This is a genomic window from Gimesia maris (assembly GCF_008298035.1).
Taxonomy (GTDB): domain Bacteria; phylum Planctomycetota; class Planctomycetia; order Planctomycetales; family Planctomycetaceae; genus Gimesia; species Gimesia maris.
The window spans coordinates 6,774,065-6,791,649 of record NZ_CP042910.1 but is presented as its reverse complement, the minus strand read 5'-3'; the positions used below and the strand labels follow the sequence as shown (position 1 = coordinate 6,791,649).

Below are 17,585 nucleotides of genomic sequence, written 5' to 3'. Positions count from 1 at the left end.
GATTGCAGATATGAACAATAAAATCAATCGCCGTCGATTCGTTCTCCGTTCCATTGCCGGATCTCTTGCTCTGCCTGGGCTGCCCTCTCTGATGAGCAGCGCACTCGCGGGGAACTCAGCGATTGCCCAGTCTCGGGGAGCCGGTGCGGGTGCACAACGGTTTGTCGCGGTTGGAAACTTGCTCGGTTTTCAACTGAAGCATTTTTTCCCTGAGAAAACCGGTAAAGAGTTTGAAGAAACCACGTTGCTCAAACCGCTCGCAGCGAATCGCAATCAACTGACCGTTTATCGTGGACTTGATCATGGATTGCGCGGCGGTCACTTTGCCGTGCATACGTTCCTGTCAGGTTTGCTCCATCATGAGTCTAAAAACCGTACAGACGGCAATGTCACAATTGATCAATTCATCGCGGATGAAATCGGTAATCAGACCCGATTTCCGTCACTCACGGTCGGGTCAGAAGGGGGCATCCATGGTGGTTGTCAACTCTCATGGACCAAGTCAGGTGTGCGGGTCCCACCAATTACAGGCCCTGCTGAATTGTTTGACCGACTGTTCGTTGCCGATTCCAAACAGGTCCAGGCAAGGAAAGTAAAAGAGAACTCACTGCAGGAGTCGATTCTGGATTCCATTCACGACGAAGCCCGTTCGCTTTCGAAACGAGTTAACAGCGAAGACAAGGCAAAACTCGATGAATATTTCAGTTCCATTCGCGATGTCGAAAAACGTCTGAAACTCCGCCAGATCTGGTCCGATCAGCCCAAGCCGCAGGCCCCCTTTGACAAGCCCGCCGATAAGAACACCGTCGAAGACCTGCCGATGCTCTACGAGTTGATCGCCCTGGCTCTCCAGACCGATTCCACACGGATTGCCACTCTGGAAATCGGCGGCAGCTTTTTGCCTCAGCACCTGGGTATCAATAAGTCCTACCATGGTCTTTCGCATCATGGTAACAACGATGAGTCGATCGGGTACCTGGTTACTCTTGAACAATATCAGATTGAGCAGTTTGGCAAATTCCTGACTCGTCTGGCGGGAATCCCTGACGGCGAGCAGACCCTGCTTGATTCGACCGCGGTCCTGTTCGGCAGCGGCATGGGAAATGCCAATTCACACACCAACTCAGATCTCCCCATTATTCTGGCAGGAGGCGGGTATGCAACAGGTGAGTTCAGGAAAGTCCCCTCCAAAGGACCAGGCAAGGTCCCGTTGTGCAACCTCTTCCTGGATATCGCCCAGAAAATGGGTGTTGAAAAAGATTCGTTCGGCACGAGTACCGGAAGGTTCTCCTGAAGATGATTACGCAGTTCGTTAAGACTCTCTGCAAACGAGCGTTTCGCGCTGTTTGTGGATTCGTGTTCTGTGTTTCTCTGCTGACGCCTTGCGCTGCAGCGGAACCGCAGCACAAACACAATCCGACCGTCACGCGGCTGTTGAAAAAATACTGTTTTGATTGCCATGACGTCGCGACTGCCGATGGCGAGCGCGAGTTCGAAACGTTTTCACTGCCGATCAAAACACAACAGCAATTGATCACCGCTGACGGGATCATCGACCAGGTCACGCTGCGGAAGATGCCCCCTGAAGAATCGGACCAACCGACCGACAAGGAACGGCTCGCCCTGATCGGTGCCTTACGCGATGGCATTCAGGAAGCACGGAGCCAGTTTGAAAGTACCGGCTCGCGCACGATCATGCGTCGCCTCTCCAATCGGGAATATGAAAATACGTTGGCGACCCTGTTTGATCGTCGTGTCGATACGCTGGGGTTGACGGCAGACTTCCCCAGGGAAGAAACCAGCCAGCATATGGATAACATCGGGGAGTCGCTGGTGACATCCGGATTTCTGCTGGATCAGTATTTCCAGGCCGCCTCCCGACTGGTCGAGACTCGTCTGGGAAAACAGGAGATGAAACCCAAGTCGTGGCACTTTAAAGACAATTTCAAACAGTACGAAGAACTCTCGGGCCCCCATCGAAGTGTATTCAAATATAAGTATCTTTGCCTCTACGAACAGCCCAATACCGACACGCGCCAGGGGGGCTATGGTCATATCGAAGATTTCCTGGCAGGAGTGCCGGCCTCGGGACTGTATGATATTGAAGTCCAGGCCCAGGCGCTGCACCGCGACACGCACTACGATCCCAAGATATTCCGCATCGACTTTTCAGAACCTTTTCAACTGGCGGTTGTTCCCGGCGATGTAACGAAAGGACATATCCATTATCCGCAGGCGATCGAACCGATCCTGGCCAGCACCGTGGTCCCGGATGACAAACCCGAGTGGTTGAAGTTTCGCGTCTGGCTGGATGCAGGACAGACGCCGCGTTTTATTTTTCCGAATGGCCCCTATGAGTCGCGGGCATCTGTCATCTCTCTCAACAAACGCTACAAAGATGAATTTAAGAAGCCGGTGGCAGGTGTCAGTCGAACCACTCTTCTTCGAGAAGGCAAGCTGCCTCATATCAGGATCAGCGAAATCAAAATCCGTGGTCCAATTCCAGAACCAGATGGCAGCAAAGAAGAAGTAGCCGTGTTCGGGAAAGCGGGGTTTCAGCAGGACCATGCTTTGGAACAACTCTTTGCCTTTGCAAAAAAAGCGTATCGACGTCCGCTGAGTGAAGCCGATCAACGGCGGATTAAAACTCTTTACGAACGACGATTATCCGAGCAGGCGACGCCACGTCAGGCGGCCCTCGATACACTGAAAATGATTCTTTGCTCTCCCTCGTTTTTATATCTCAGTGAGATCACACCCGAGGATGAACGCGAATTGCATCCCTATGATCTGGCATCGCGACTTTCCTATGCTCTCTGGACAGCACCGCCTGATGCAGAGTTGCTCGCTACGGCCGCCTCTGGTCGCCTGAAGAAAAAAGAAGAATTACAGAAGCAGATTCGACGTCTTTTGAAAGATTCCCGTTCGGATGAATTCGTCAACGGCTTTCTTGACAGCTGGCTCAATCTTCGGGCCATAGGCGACCAGCCTCCGCCACGCAGAGCTGCCTGGGAATATTACGCTCAAAACCTGCCGGAATCGATGAAACAGGAGGCCCGCCTGTTTTTCCGTTCCCTGCTTGATGAGGATGGATCGGTCGAGAAATTTCTGGACGCTGACTATACCTTCGTTGATAAAAAACTGGCCCATCTCTATCAATTGCCTGAAAAAGATAAACTGCGACTGAAAGATGGCTTCCAACGCGTCAAACTCTCAGGCACAAAACGACGCGGCGGCTTACTCGGTATGGCTGGCGTACTGACAGTCAGCGCCAATGGCGTCGATACATCGCCGGTCACCCGCGGCGTCTATGTGCTCGAAAATCTGCTCGGCTCTCCGCCACCCCCTCCGCCTGACGAAGTGCCTGCCATTGATCCTGATGTCAGTGGAGCAAAGACAATTCGTGAGAGACTGGCAAAACACAGTCAAGACCAGACCTGTTTTGTCTGCCATCGAAACATCGATCCCCACGGTCACGCACTGGAATCATTTGACCCGATCGGTCGCTGGCGCGAAAAGTACCCTCATCCAAAAGGAAAAGGAAGCGGCCCGAAGGTCGATCCCACGGGCAAACTGCCTTCTGGCGAAACATTCAAAGATTTCGAAGACTTTAAGCATGTGCTGCTCGAAAACCGCCTTGATCAGTTCACCCACTGCCTGATTGAAAAACTGCTCACCTACTCAACCGGACGGCAGATGGAACGCGCCGACCAGTACGAGATCGAAGATATCCTGAAACGCGTCAAAACCGAAAACTACGGTCTGCAGTCAATCATGCTCGAAGTCATGACCTCTCGGATCTTTCGATCTCGTTGAACTGGTTCAAGACTTTGAAAACTGGTTGGGGCTTTCAATTCAGATCATCAGCATCTTCGTCTGCATGACGTTGTACGTCAGATCGTTTTTAACCCTGACAGTGTGCTTTCTCGCTTTGAACATGCATTCGCCTCACCTGTCTCAAAAAATGAAAACAGTATTCGTGTGTGCCTCCTGTTGAGGATTGAACGGGCGAGTCATCTGCCCGGCCTGTTTTTTGCCCGGGCCAATTTGGGGCAATCGCTTTCCATTTTCATGGCAGGTGAGGTACCAGACTTTACCGCGGAGATCGCCACGGACTTTGTCAATACGGAATGATGCCTTACGGTTTAGCTTTGATGTTTCTTTCATCATCAGAACTATTCCGAGAACCCCCCGTGCCACAAAACGTCACAAATGGAAAGCTCTGGAGCACATCCAGACGATAGGATTAACAGGTTACAGACGACTCCCTGAGTGAACGGTTACATCAACGCCTTCAACTGTGAAATATTCGATACGTTATGGGAAGCAAAGTGCTGATCGAACGTTGGAGAAGATATCACAGTCCTGCTTCAGTAATTATTTTGTTACTTGCAATCTGTTAGTCTTATAATTATTCTCATCAGTAGTAATTGAGACTCAGTATCAACTATTCCCCGCCGTCGCCCGGAACAGGTTGTGTTTTGTGTTGCCTGAGATTTGTAAATCAACAGGACCACTGAGCCCCACCAAAAACCTTTCCAGGAGACAACCATGTTTTTCTCTGCGCGCGAACAGCGCACCCGGTCTGCTTTCACCCTGATCGAACTCCTTGTGGTTATTGCGATTATCGCAATTCTGATCGCTTTGCTGTTACCTGCTGTGCAACAGGCCCGCGAAGCCGCCCGTCGGACACAGTGTAAAAACAATATGAAACAAATCGGTCTGGCCATGCACAATTATATGAGTACTTGGGCTGAATCGATTCCGAACGCAGGGGGGACACTCTCCGGTTATCCCAATGACCATTCTCCACTGGCCAAACTGCTGCCTTATGCGGATCAGGCCAACCTGCAGAATCTGGTTGATTTCAACATCCAGATGGGGCATCCGGCACTGGGCGATCTGCCTGTTTCCATGCATGAAGTCGCTAAAACAGTTGTGCCGATGTTCCTGTGTCCCAGCGATCCGGCGCCTGCGGTCAACCACATTCCGACTTATCCTGCCGGAACCGTTTATGCGGGTACCAACTATGCCATGAATCAAAGCAGTGGCATTCAGATTCCAGATCCGGGGCAGGTACATCCCATGCGAACCGGCGATGGTCTCTGCTGGGTGGGGGCCAACCTGAAAATGCGAGATATCACCGATGGTACTACCAATACGATCGCCTTTGCTGAATCAACACGTGGAAATGGAACCCGGACGTCCAACACCGAGCCCATTACGAATCCTCTGCTGTATCGACGTATGGTTTCTTCCGATGTTTATACCGGATCACAGACCGACTGGGACAGTGGTCGCCTTACGACCTGGTTACGAGGTACTGTGCCCGAAGGGCCTGTGATGAATGGCTATTATACACCTAACAGTGATACCGCAGACGCCATTAATGGCTCTTCCAAGCTGACTGCGGCCCGCAGCTATCACACTGGCGGAGCGAATGTTGTTCTCTGTGATGGCAGTGTTCGTTTTGTGGGTGACTCCATTGATGTCAACTTGTACCGCGGACTCTGGACTCGCGGTGGAGGAGAAGTTATCGGAGAGTTCTGATCTGAGACCTTTCCATCAAGTATAAATAAATTCATTGCGCCTGGATTCAATACTGTTTCATCTTGAGACTCACTATGTCAGATACAATCACCAACTCGTCAGCGGTAGATGAAAATCAAAAGGAAACCCAGGCTGATACATCAGCGGGGCGCCCGAATGCAAAACCGTCAAAAAGCGGCTTATATACGATCGTTTGGCGCTGGCATTTTTATGCAGGGATCTTGTCTGCTCCGATACTCTGGATGATTACGATCACGGGTGCGATGTATGTTTTCAGTACGGAAATTTCTGAGTGGCGTGATCAGGCATTATTAAAAGTTTCGCCACAAGAGGAAGAACGGGTCAGCTACGATCGTCTCCGCGAGATTGCAGCCAGCCATGCGGCATCAGAAGATCTGGAGGGAATGGTCGTTCGTTCCGATCCGGCGCATTCTGTTTTCTTTCTTGCACACATCGAAGGGGAGCCAGGCAATCGGGCCGACGATCAGCACCAGCGTATTTATCTCAATCCCTATGATGGAAGTTTGCTGGGAACCCGCATTGCAGAACACGATTTCTTTGCAGTCGTACTTGAACTTCATCGCAGTCTGATGCTGGGGACAACGGGGCGTATTCTGTCTGAACTTGTTACCTGCTGGGGGCTGATCCTGCTGGCGAGTGGTTTCTATCTCTGGTGGCCACGAGGCAAAAAGAATGCGGGAGTCTGGCTGCCGCGGATTAAAGGTAAGTTTTATGCCGTGCTCCGCGACTGGCATGCGGTCTCGGGCTTTTACCTGCTGCCTCTCATCGGCATTATTGCTTTTACCGGTCTGTTTTTTACACTGGTTCTGGGGACCGGTTTTAACACAACCGTAAAGAAAATGGGGCACTGGCCACCCGAATGGTTTCTGACAGCGGAAGCACCAGCGCCTTCACCAGAAGCACAACCGATGAAGCTGGACCAGGTCGTCCCATTATTTCTGGAACACAGTCGATCCGGTGAAGACGCTGTCGCCATTCGCTTTGCAGAAAAACCGGAACTGGCTCATAAAGCCTTTTATATGATTGATGATGACAAAAATTCACTGCGTACCGTTTCTGTGAATCAATATACGGGGGAAAAATTCAGTATTCTGGATCCACCCGATCTGCCTTTTTTGTATCGGGTGCGGCTCTGGGCTGTCTCGATTCACATGGGGAAAATATTCGGAATGCCCACTAAGATACTGGCGATGATTGCCAGTCTGGGTTTATTGGGATTATCAGTAACGGGCATCTGGATGTGGTGGAAACGCCGTCCCACCGGACGCAGTGGCTTTCCCCGTGCGCCACTTCCCCAATCACTGCCAGCCTGGGGTTGGGCTCTGATGATTGTGGTAGGAATTCTTCTGCCGGTTGCGGGAGTGTCGATACTTTTGATCTGTTTACTGGACTGGATCTGTTTTTCTCAGCTGCGCAAGAAAAAGGCAGTGTGAAATCACAATAACACAGGTCCCGGAACAGCATGCAAGAACGCATTACCTTTCAGCATTGTGTCTGTCAATCTAAAGTAATCGTTCCCAATGTCTCTGGCGACGCTACATAAAAACTGGACATCATCTAAATCGTTCCCCGACCCTGCTGCAGCAGTGTCAGGGGACGTTTTTTACCGACCGAAACAGCGGGCCAGACCGCAATCAGGACTGAGAATATCAGCATTCCAGCCAGTCCACTTAGAATGGCAAACCAGGGTACGGACAGATCGGGGTGCAGTCCGCCGAAAAAGCTGAAGTATTGTGCAATCCCGGCACCGCACCAGCCTGCCAGCATACCAAATCCAAAGCTGATCAAGCCTGCGACAATGCCGATCAGCAGTCCTTCTGCCAGAACGACCAGCACGAGTGACCAACTGGTGATGCCCAGCGAACGCAGTACACCCATTTCCCAGCGGCGAGATCTAACCGAGGCAAAGATGACATTCAGTACGCCAAATCCTGCGATCAGAATCGTGATCAGTGGAATCTGACTCAGCATCCAGATCCAGCGACTGGCGGCACCGCGGGTAATGGCACGAATATTCTCTACAGGCATCATGCGCAGTCCAGGAGCACCTTCAGATGATGCCAGCGGATCATCATTGGCTGCTATCGCAGGGACCTGCAGTTGTTTTTGGGCAGCCTGTAAGATCTGATCTGGATTGGACTGATTCGAAGCATAATCGAACCAGACATACGAGGCGACCGGTTTGTTGAAGTTCTGGGCGACCGATTCATAGCTGGCGAAGGCCAGCGCGGCTGCCCGATGGGTTCGGGACCGGAAGCCGGTTAACTTTGTCTGCCAGTGCCAGCCTGGTAATCGCACTGCACCAGCAATGGTATATTTTACCGGTTGATCCGGATTCTCGGGTGGGACCAGTGTGAACTGATCTCCTGTCACGAGTCCTGTCTCCTTCAAAAAGTGATCGGGAACCACGCAGGCATTTCCCTGTTGGAGCAGGGAAACAGCTGACTCCGGTGAACCGGCCACCCATTCCAGGTCGAACAGGGGATGCTCTCCCAGAAACGCACCTTCCGGATCGATACCGATGATGACGACATTGTCCTGCCTGGTAACCGAGGCCCGTTCAGCGCTGTTTGTCAGATCGTTCAGCAGGCGCGGCTGTTCGACCACGATCGGTTCACACCGCTCTGGATCGATGCCGGGAACTGCAGCGAGTGCGGCTGCTTCCTCCGGAGGAATCTCAACCTCACGAAAGGCGATCAGCGCATCAGGCGCCCACGGGCCGGGGATGAAAGCTTCCAGCATCGTAAACCCCCAGACCAGAATTCCAATATACAGCCCCGTGCCGATGGCGATGGAGATGGCGGCTCCTACCGTCCGCCACAGATGGTTGGTGATCTGGCTGCGCAGCAGTTTGGGATCGAGTCCGAACAGTCGCGCCAGCACAGGGCTGCCCCAGCGGTCAACCAGTATCACAATTCCCGGTGACAGCAGAACGAAACCGACTGCCAGTGAACCAAAACCAATGATTAATGTGGCCGTCACACCATACGTGTGGTCTGGAAGAAACAGAAATATCAGTAGAGGGTTGATGCAGATCAGAATCAGCCCCAGTCCAACGGTTTTCCAGGGCACTGCCTGCAGCCCGGCAAGTTGCGGACGCGGAGCCATGGCATCAATGGGTTTGACGCTTGTGACCTGCCAGATTGGAATTAGTGCTGCCAGAAATGCACCACCAAAAGTCGCGACTCCCGCAAGTAGAAGACTGAATGGTCCCACGGATGTACCGTGATGCAATAATCCTCCCGACGCCCGAACAGACATCCAGAGCAGCAACTGACCAAGCAGAATTCCCCCCACAAAGCCAATCGCTGCCAGCAATAAACCTTCACAGGCAATCAAGGTGCCGACTTCAAAACGTGTGAAGCCGATCGCACGCAGGATGGCATACTGGCGAATCCGTTCCGTGATTCCCATACTTAAGGTCGAGAAAATGACGAGCATTGCAATCAAAATGGCGATTCCTGTTGCCGCATATGACTGAATCAGGACATTCTGCGCACTGGCTGATTCATCGAGTGCTTCTTCAATATCAATCAATTCCTGAAATTGCACCGGGGTTGAATAGCGACTGAGCCGCGGACCCCAGCCAAAGCGAAAACGGGTCAGATCAGCGTCTGGCTGCAGCGCGACGCCAATCATGCTGATCTCTGCCTGTTTGGCGAAAAGTTTTTCCGCGGCAGCAGTGGAAACAAAAAATTCACCAGAGCCGGGAGTAATGATCTGGATTGCAGCTTCTCCACCCGGACCAATGATGGTGGGGGCATCGACAATTCCGATCACCTGAAACGGCTCTGTCTGATCACCGTCCCCGATGGAAACAGAGTCACCAGTTTCAAGCCCCCATGTGTGGGCAACATCGGCTCTGACAACGATTTCATGTGATCCCTGCCTGGATGGATCCAACCAGCGACCAGCGTGCATGTCGAATGGAGGCTCCCGCGAATCGGTTGTCAGTATCATGGAAATCGGTCGTCGCCGTGAATCCTGATCTGAGGGGGAGTCCGCTTCCTCATTCTTTTGCGCGTGAAGGGGGCGAACTTTCAACATTTCTCCCCAGAAGGGGTCGGCGGCAGCGACCGAGGAATCGTTTCTCAAATCGGACAGCACTTCCGCAGGTACGACCGTTTCGCCATTCAGATCAATGGGAGCAACTGCCAGTTCGTAGCGTCCCAAAACCAGATCTGAATAGATGTCAAAGTTTTTCAAAAGCATATCATATCCACTGGCTACCCAGACCACGATGCAGGTGGCCGCAATGGTTGCCAGTGAAGTGAGCATCACTCGGTGGGGACGTTCTCGTACAAACGAAAGGGAAACTCGAATTACTTTTTTCACGCCATGACTCCCGCGGCCGCATTCAAAACTCCCTGATACTGGCTGGCGATTTTCTGCGGATCGAAATGTCTGCTGGGAGCAAATTCCGCGAGGTGCTTTCCATCTTTAAGAACGACGACCCGGTCGGCCCACATGGCAACATGCGGCTCATGTGTCACAATCACGATCGTTCGTTTCTGCTCGGTGCAAAGTTCCCGCAACAGCCGACAGATTTCCTGACCGGATACGGAATCGAGGCTACCCGTTGGTTCATCTGCCAGCAGGATGGCGGGATTGGTGATCAGGGCACGTGCGATGGCAATCCGCTGCTGTTCGCCCCCCGAGAGGGCGTCCGGCTTGTGAGTTCGTCGGTCTGTCATGTCCAGTCGTTCCAGCAAAGCGTCCACACGTTCTTCAAGCCCCGGTTCCTCCGTGGCAGGCAGGCGGATGTTGTCTTCCGCGGACAGGCTGGGGATGAGGTTAAAAGCCTGAAATACCAGACCGATATTGAGTCCACGAAATTTGGTCAACTGATAGTCCGAGAGTGCAGCCAGATCCTGACCGTCTACACTGACTGTTCCCGCATCGATGTCCGTCAGACCGGTCATGGCATGTAACAGGGTGCTCTTGCCTGATCCAGAGGCGCCCATGATGGCAACCAGTTCTCCGGTTTCAACGGTGAGATTGATGCCATCCAGCGCAGCGATGGCAGTTTTCCCCTGGTGAAAACATTTGACAACGGATTCGACTTTGAGCGGAGGTACAGAGGAATGGTCGAGAGAGTTCATGTTGAATATATTTCAGTCAAGGGGAATCAGTGAGAGACTAGATACGTTCTGCCTTACATCGCAGAGCGGCCTGACTGCAACAGATGCAGCAGTTTCATACGACAGATCGAAAACGCAGGCCACAAAGCAGCAGTCAGGCAGAGGAACAGGGTGATTCCAAATCCCAGTCCGATCTGCTTCCAGGGGATAACCAGGGAAGGGTGCAGCCCGCCAAAAAAACTCACATATTGTGAGATCCCCGCCCCACACCAGCCCGCCATGATTCCAAATCCCAGGCTCAGACAACAGGCGACCAGACCGACCAGCAGGCTTTCGGCCAGAATCAACCGTGCCAATGCAGAGCGGGAGAGTCCCACTGCCCGCATGACACCAATATTCCAGATGCGAGCCCGGATGGAAGCCATGATAGTGTTCAGAACCCCCAGGCCTGCGATCAGCAGCGTCACCAGGGGCAGTTGGCTCATACCCCAGATCATTCCGTCAGCGCGGTTATGAATCAGATCCTGTACTCCCTGTCGGGTACTAATGCGGACAGCTGAACCAAAGTTGGTGGCACCGATCTTCCAGGTTCCCTGGTAATTAGTTGGCTGCGCTTTACCTGAATATGTGGCAGCAATCTTTTGCAGTGAATTCCCCATTTCATCCAGTGAAGCGTGAGCTTCGGTTTGTGTCCAGAAGAAATTGATCTTCTTAAAATCAAAGTCCTGTCGCACGGTGTCGATATCAGCAAAGACCATCGCAGCGGCTCTGTCGCCGCGACGACGCAGCCCTGAAAGTTTTGTCATCCAGTGCCAGCCGGGCAGATCGACGATTCCCGCGACTTCATACCGGAACGCTTTGTTCGGATCTTCCGGCAGGAGGACTTCAAAGGAATCTCCCAGCGTTAAATTTGCTTCTGTAGCAAAGTGATCGGGAATGATACAGGCTCGATTATGTTTCATCTGCTCTGCAGCGGTCTGGGGATCACCTTCCACAAAACGAAGTTTCAACAGCGGGTTGGCAGCATTGATGCCCCGTTCTGGATCGACGCCAATCAGCACGATTGAATCCTGGCGTGAGACGGAAGTACGTTCCTTACTGCCTGTCAGATCTTCCTTGAGCTTTGTCTGTTCCACAGCCAGTGGCAGGCAGGTTTCTGCACGAAATCCGTCGACATGTGCTACTGTTTGAAATGCGTTATCAGGAATGCCTCCCTCTTTGAAATTAACCAGCAGGTCCGGTACCCATTCACCGGGGACAAAAGGTTTCAACATGGAATAGCCCCAGATCTGAGTCGAGACAAACAATCCCAGACCCAGTGTGAGCGCCACACATGTGCCCAGTGTTCGCCAGAGATTGGAAGAAAGCTCTGCTGACAGGAGCCGGGGATCGAGGAATAAAGCTCGTGCCACCAGGAGCCCCAGAACACGCTCAATGATCGTGATCGTAATGGGTGCCAGCAGCACAAATCCGATCGCCATCGTCGAGTAGCCCAGAGCCGCATAAATTGCATATTGTGACTGATGCTGCATCGGCCAGAAGAAAATGAGAATGGGGTTGATCGCTATCATAATCAACCCGATGACGGTCAGTGTCGTCAATAAACCTCGAGAAATACCGGTGGTTGTAGAACGGGCTGACATCGCTTCCAGCGGGCTGACACGCATTGCCTGCCAGGCCGGAAAAACAGAAGCCGCCAGCGCGCCGCCAAATGCGCAGATTCCGGAAAGTATGATGCACCACTGACCCAGACCAGTCTCCTGTGTGAAGAGAGTAGGTTGTGCTGACTGCATCAGTTTCAGAATGCCCCACCCAGCGGCGAGACCTCCCAGCCAGCCAATGGCTCCCAGCAGCAGACTTTCCAGTCCAATTAATAGTCCAATCTGTCCCGGTGTCATGGAGACCGCTCTGAGCACCGCGAACTGCCGGGTCCGCTCGTTGACGCCCATGCTTAATGCAGTAAAGATGATAAACAAGGCCGCCAGTAATGCGATGCCGGTAGCTGACCAGGCCTGACTGCGTGCACCGGAAACGGCGCGACTGTTACTGATATCTTCGGTGATGTCGCTGGTCGACATGAGGGTCAAAGGGGGAGTCTGACTGGACAGGCGTGATTCCCACCCGACTTTGAATTCAGCAGGCTGTGCAGTCTCCTTCAAGCGAATTTGCGAAATAGTGATCGGGGGAGGGGACTTTCCCAGGACAATTTCAGCAACAGAAACCGGAACATAGAGAGCTGACTGTGCTGGCCCACGCGACGGACTCGGTCCACGAAAGCCACCGATCGAACGTACCTGCTCCACAATTCCGACAATGGTCACGTCTAACTCGCGGTTGACCTGCTGGAGATGAACCTGATCGCCTACCGTGACATTAAACGCAGCCGCACTGCCACTTCTGATGACCGCTTCGCGGGCATCGGAGCCGGGCTCAATCCAGCGACCAGTTTTCATGGGGTAGGGGGGATTCACAGCATTGGTTCCTACCAGGGTTGGACTGAGGGGAGGAATGAAGCTCGGGCCGCGACGGCCAGGAGGCCCTTTTGTATCCGGTTTCCTGGTGGCGGCAGACTGTGATTTGCCATCAGGTGAACTGTCTGACTTCGCAGCTGCCCGTTTGCCAGGGGGCACTCTTTTTTTTAATGGTTTCATCTGAATTCGGCTTTGAGATTCAGAAACCAGTTCCGCTACTGATTCATCCTGGGACATTTCCTGTATGATTTCTGCAGGAAGCATGATTTCTGGTTCCGCGCCGACACCTGTCTGAATTTCCGCCTGTGCCAGGACAAACTGATAACGGCCCAGATAGTCATCTGAAAAATCATCAAACTGTGCGGTCAGCGCGTCATAACCACTGACTACCCAGATGACTACACCGGAAGCAGCGACAATGGATAACGCTGTTAGCAGGAAACGGGCGGGATGGCAGTGGATCTGTCCGAAGAGGAGCTTTAAAATCAGCTTCATAGTATCTCGGCTCCTGATCCAGATGAGAGAACTGTTTCCTGGTAAAAAGCAGCCAGTGCCTGGGCATCGGGAAACTGTTTTGTTTCGAACTCTGTCAGTTTCTGACCATCGCGGAGAACAATGACTCGGTCGGCCCACATGGCAACGTCAGGTTCATGGGTCACGACAATCACTGTGCGGCCCAGGTCGTCACGGAGTTCTTTCATCAGGCGACAGATCGTCTGGCTGGTGACCGAATCCAAACTGCCCGTCGGTTCGTCTGCCAGCAGCAGAGCAGGGTCCGAGATCAATGCCCGGGCAATGGCAATTCGCTGTTGTTCCCCTCCACTGAGGGCATCCGGACGGTGGGTCGCCCGATCCTGTAAACCGATTCGTTCCAGTAATTCGTTGACACTCAGTGGTCCCTGTTCTCCTCCTGCGAGAACAGGGAGAAGAATATTATCGCGCGCGGTAAGCGTGGGAATCAGATTAAAGGACTGAAAGACCAGGCCGATTTTTCGGCGGCGGAAGCGGGTCAAAGCGGGATCGCGCAGCGATGTGATCTCAGTCCCATCAATGAGTACCCGTCCCTGATCGGGTTGAGTAATGCCCGCCATCAGATTCAACAGTGTACTTTTTCCTGATCCACTGGCGCCCATGATGGCAACAAACTCAGACTGATTAACCTCAGCAGAGACTCCATTCAAAGCCAGAATTCGTTTATCTCCCTGTGCAAAACTCTTTGTCAGATTTTCAATCAGCAGGGGTTGAGATTCAGCATCACTGGATACGGTGGTAGATTGTAAACTGGGCACGGATTCTTCTCTTCCTGTTATCTGCGCACATAAAGCACAATTAAATACTGAGAAATATACGAATCGTCATCTTCTGGGAGTTCAAGTTTAGAACTCGCCGATGACTTCTCCCCCGGCGCGCGTCCAGAGCCCATGGTAGAGGGTCTGGTCGATAGAGTCCCCCACAAAGCGAACACTGCCATCGCAGAGCACGACATTAGCCCCGCCACTGTGATAGCTGCGGGCGGCAGTCAGCTTGGAAGAACCAGTCACGGCATCGGGAACTTTACTGTTGGGTGTCAGATAACCATTCATGACCGGTCCAAACGGCACGCTGCCACGCAACCAGGAGAGCATGCGTGATCCTTCTGTATTCGGATAAGGAGGCGCAGCTGCAACCTCGACATATCCTCCTTCCATGCGATACATTCTCACATCGTTATTGGTCCCGGTTGTGCTGGTTCCCGGTCCGCGTGTTGATTCGGCAAAAGCGATCGTGTTGGTGGTACCGTCCACGATGTCGCGCATTTTGTTCTTCGCTCCTACCCAGAAGAGTCCATTACCCGGAGCCAGCGGATGAATGGGATCATAGGTACTGCCATTGTCGAAATCCACACCGTCACCCTGGTTGGCTGCATAGTTACAGCCGGCATATTCATACAGATTCTGGTAAGGCTCAATTGCTACCTGGGGACCCGGGTCGCTGGGGCACAGGAACATGGGAATGACCGTCTTCGCCACAGGTTGCATCTCTGCAGGTAAGGGTTGAAATGCTGGGTGTCCCAGATGAAGGTTGAAGTCAATGAGATTATTAAGGTTTGTCTGATCGGAATACGGCAGCAGACGAGCCAGGGGTGAGAAGTCATCGGGGTAGCCACTGGTCAGCGGGTTACCCGCATTGGGAAGCGTCTCACCGTAGGTACTGACATAATTATGCAGGGCCAGTCCGATTTGCTTCATATTGTTTTTGCATTGTGTCCTGCGGGCGGCTTCACGTGCCTGTTGCACAGCAGGTAAAAGTAAAGCAATCAGAATTGCGATAATCGCAATGACTACCAGAAGTTCAATCAGTGTAAACCCACGTTTTATGCGCATGGAAGTACCTTCCTCAATATAAATAACTCATTTGCGAGATTGGCCGATGAGTGGATTGAGAAGGTGATCCTGAGGCTGGCTGCAGCTGGCGAAGTTCATCGGCGTACAAACCGCATTCATACTGCAACAACCATACCAGCGAGTTTTATGAATGACCTCATCGCTTTGCTGCCTGATACCATGCATGTTTCTGAGAGGCAGGTCGATCACCAAATAGTACTGCTGTCAGATAAACCGACAGTAGTGTCGAAGAACTGGCAGTCGAGAGTCGTGGTTTTTGGGGGAACTGATCTGTCTCGGGATTCTTGATTAACGTCGTCAATCAATTGAATCTCAGGTGTATCCAGATAAGATTGATTTCTGTATAGATGAATTTAATTTACGCTGACGTACGAATTCAATCCAGCTTCGACGACCAATCCATCTCAGTTCTCATCGAATCGATGCCCCATGTTAACAGTAATCCAATGGATTCACCTTTTCATTATCTTGTTGATTGCTTTTGCCGGGGGGTATTTTCCATTTACCAAAACAGCACATATCCGCACGAATGGAGGATTCCCGCGAGGTGAAGCGTTTTCTTCAGGTGTTTTTCTTGCTCTTTCATTGACCATGTTACTTCCTGCCTCCTTTCATATTTTTCAAGAAGAGCTTCCAGAACTCAATTATCCAATTGGTTCCGTCATTGCCATTCTTGCTTTTCTGGGCCTGCTTGCGATGGAACATATGACGATGCATTCAATCGAGAGAGAACGAATCAAGATCAAAAATGGGCGGTTGCCAGCGCGTATCCCACTGGTCATGACAACGATGATCGCACTCCCCTCATTCTTTTTAGGAACCACCTTGGGAATGAGTGATAATACCCAGGCTACTTTCATATTTATCGCTATTATTCTCCATAAGGGAACTGCGGCCTTTGCGTTAATGCTCACAATGGTTCGTAGCACACTCTCTCGATCGCAAATAATATTTTTGTTTACTTCTTTTGCACTGAGCACTCCACTGGGAATTATCTTTGGTGGATTTATTCACAATGACCTTTCGCCTTCAGCTGCAATCGTCAAAGCCGTCGTTTTTTCACTGGGAGCCGGCACGTTCCTCTATATGGGTACGTTGCACGAAATGAAACATGCCTCATTAATCGAACACTGTGGTAAAAGAAGTTGCTTTCTGGCGATGGTAACCGGCCTGTTTATCACTGCATTAGTTCGTTTCGTGATGGGCGACGCACATCATTTTTAAATGTTTGCTCAAACAGCCTTAGCAGTTATGTAAGTCACGAAAAACAAGTTCACGGAATTGACGCTGCCCCTTAACCGGAACCAGAACCTGATACACTACTCAGGATTCTGGACCGATTGAGGAGAAGGCAGCATGCCCACCAAACGTCATTCATCCGAATAGATCATTTCGGAAGCACTTGCCAAGAGGATTCCCCCAACTACGGTTCGCAGTTGGGGCGGTCATGTTTCCGAGGAAATGCTGCGGCGGTACACGCACGTACTGGAACAGGACACTCGCGCCAGCATTGAACGGTTTGCTGCTAAGGAGACAGACAGTAGTAAAGAACAGGCAGCTGAAGCATCAGAACAGGCTAAAGACGGTGGCTCAGTCGAGGAATGCTGAGTCCAAAACAAATGCCTGCCGGCTGTAACACAGCGGGCAGGCATCTATCACAATTTTACCACAATTCTAAAAAGGAGCAGAATTATGAAGTTTCAAATTTCTACCAGCACAGCAGTTAAGAACAGTGCCAGTAAAAAAGGCGGAGAGAGGGGGATTCGAACCCCCGGTACCTTGCGGCACACCGGTTTTCGAGACCGGCACATTCGGCCACTCTGTCACCTCTCCGGTGGAATGATCTCGGTTTCAGATCATTATTTACTATTGAACTGACAGCATAGTCAGATCACCAGGCAGCGTCAAATTCGAACAGGCAGAACTTCACAACACTCAAATTGTTATTGCCAGCCTTCGCTGCCAACCATCTTTGCTGTTTTGTCGTAAGAATTTCAGCGTGCCTGCATTTCGGAATCACGGTCGCTATTGTCAGAACCAGTTGAAGGTCTCGAAATGTAAACGATTCCCTGCATCTT

General features: G+C 51.8%; 12 protein-coding genes and 1 tRNA gene. 6 read left to right on the top strand and 7 right to left on the bottom strand.

Going from position 1 to position 17,585, the window contains the following annotated elements; all coding sequences use genetic code 11:
- Window positions 1-10 precede the first annotated feature (10 nt).
- Both GmarT_RS25340 and GmarT_RS25335 read left to right on the top strand, forming a co-directional pair.
- A complete protein-coding gene (locus GmarT_RS25340; protein WP_044238579.1) occupies window positions 11-1,294 on the top strand; it encodes a DUF1552 domain-containing protein in 1,284 nt (427 codons plus the stop codon).
- Window positions 1,295-1,296: 2 nt separating this feature from the next.
- A complete protein-coding gene (locus tag GmarT_RS25335; RefSeq protein WP_002647220.1) occupies window positions 1,297-3,816 on the top strand; it encodes a DUF1592 domain-containing protein in 2,520 nt (839 codons plus the stop codon).
- Window positions 3,817-3,957: 141 nt separating this feature from the next.
- Here the strand turns inward: GmarT_RS25335 and GmarT_RS25330 are convergent, their stop codons facing one another.
- Complete coding sequence (locus GmarT_RS25330; RefSeq protein WP_002647221.1) at window positions 3,958-4,170, bottom strand: hypothetical protein; 213 nt, start codon at window positions 4,168-4,170, stop codon at window positions 3,958-3,960.
- 381 nt (window positions 4,171-4,551) lie between these two features.
- Here GmarT_RS25330 and GmarT_RS25325 point away from each other — a divergent pair, with 381 nt between their 5' ends.
- Together GmarT_RS25325 and GmarT_RS25320 are read left to right on the top strand one after the other, a co-directional pair.
- Complete coding sequence (locus GmarT_RS25325; protein WP_002647222.1) at window positions 4,552-5,550, top strand: DUF1559 domain-containing protein; 999 nt, start codon at window positions 4,552-4,554, stop codon at window positions 5,548-5,550.
- A gap of 74 nt (window positions 5,551-5,624) precedes the next feature.
- Window positions 5,625-7,004: a PepSY-associated TM helix domain-containing protein gene (locus GmarT_RS25320; protein ID WP_002647223.1), complete on the top strand. Its 1,380-nt coding sequence runs from the start codon at window positions 5,625-5,627 to the stop codon at window positions 7,002-7,004.
- A gap of 124 nt (window positions 7,005-7,128) precedes the next feature.
- On the opposite strand, the gene GmarT_RS25315 is transcribed toward GmarT_RS25320, so the two are convergent.
- From GmarT_RS25315 to GmarT_RS25295, 5 genes are all read right to left on the bottom strand, one after another.
- The gene (locus GmarT_RS25315; RefSeq protein WP_198139424.1) at window positions 7,129-9,906 is read right to left on the bottom strand and encodes an ABC transporter permease; all 2,778 of its coding nucleotides are present in this window, start codon (window positions 9,904-9,906) and stop codon (window positions 7,129-7,131) included.
- Window positions 9,903-10,673, bottom strand: coding sequence for an ABC transporter ATP-binding protein (locus GmarT_RS25310; RefSeq protein ID WP_002647225.1), 771 nt, complete (start codon window positions 10,671-10,673; stop codon window positions 9,903-9,905). The genes GmarT_RS25315 and GmarT_RS25310 overlap by 4 nt, the downstream gene beginning before the upstream one ends.
- Before the next feature lie 53 nt (window positions 10,674-10,726).
- Window positions 10,727-13,618 carry an ABC transporter permease gene (locus GmarT_RS25305; protein ID WP_002647226.1) on the bottom strand — a complete coding sequence of 964 codons (2,892 nt, stop codon included), beginning with the start codon at window positions 13,616-13,618 and terminating at the stop codon, window positions 10,727-10,729.
- Window positions 13,615-14,412, bottom strand: coding sequence for an ABC transporter ATP-binding protein (locus tag GmarT_RS25300; protein ID WP_002647227.1), 798 nt, complete (start codon window positions 14,410-14,412; stop codon window positions 13,615-13,617). The genes GmarT_RS25305 and GmarT_RS25300 overlap by 4 nt, the downstream gene beginning before the upstream one ends.
- 87 nt (window positions 14,413-14,499) lie before the next feature.
- Complete coding sequence (locus GmarT_RS25295; RefSeq protein WP_002647228.1) at window positions 14,500-15,486, bottom strand: DUF1559 domain-containing protein; 987 nt, start codon at window positions 15,484-15,486, stop codon at window positions 14,500-14,502.
- Between the two features lie 450 nt (window positions 15,487-15,936).
- On the opposite strand from GmarT_RS25295, the gene GmarT_RS25290 reads away from it, so the two are divergent.
- Window positions 15,937-16,731 (top strand): ZIP family metal transporter, encoded by a 795-nt coding sequence (locus tag GmarT_RS25290; protein ID WP_002647230.1) that lies wholly within the window; start codon window positions 15,937-15,939, stop codon window positions 16,729-16,731.
- A gap of 237 nt (window positions 16,732-16,968) precedes the next feature.
- Window positions 16,969-17,115, top strand: coding sequence for a hypothetical protein (locus GmarT_RS29620; protein WP_002647231.1), 147 nt, complete (start codon window positions 16,969-16,971; stop codon window positions 17,113-17,115).
- Window positions 17,116-17,255: 140 nt separating this feature from the next.
- Here the strand turns inward: GmarT_RS29620 and GmarT_RS25285 are convergent.
- Window positions 17,256-17,340, bottom strand: a tRNA-Ser gene (locus GmarT_RS25285).
- Between the last annotated feature and the right edge of the window lie 245 nt (window positions 17,341-17,585).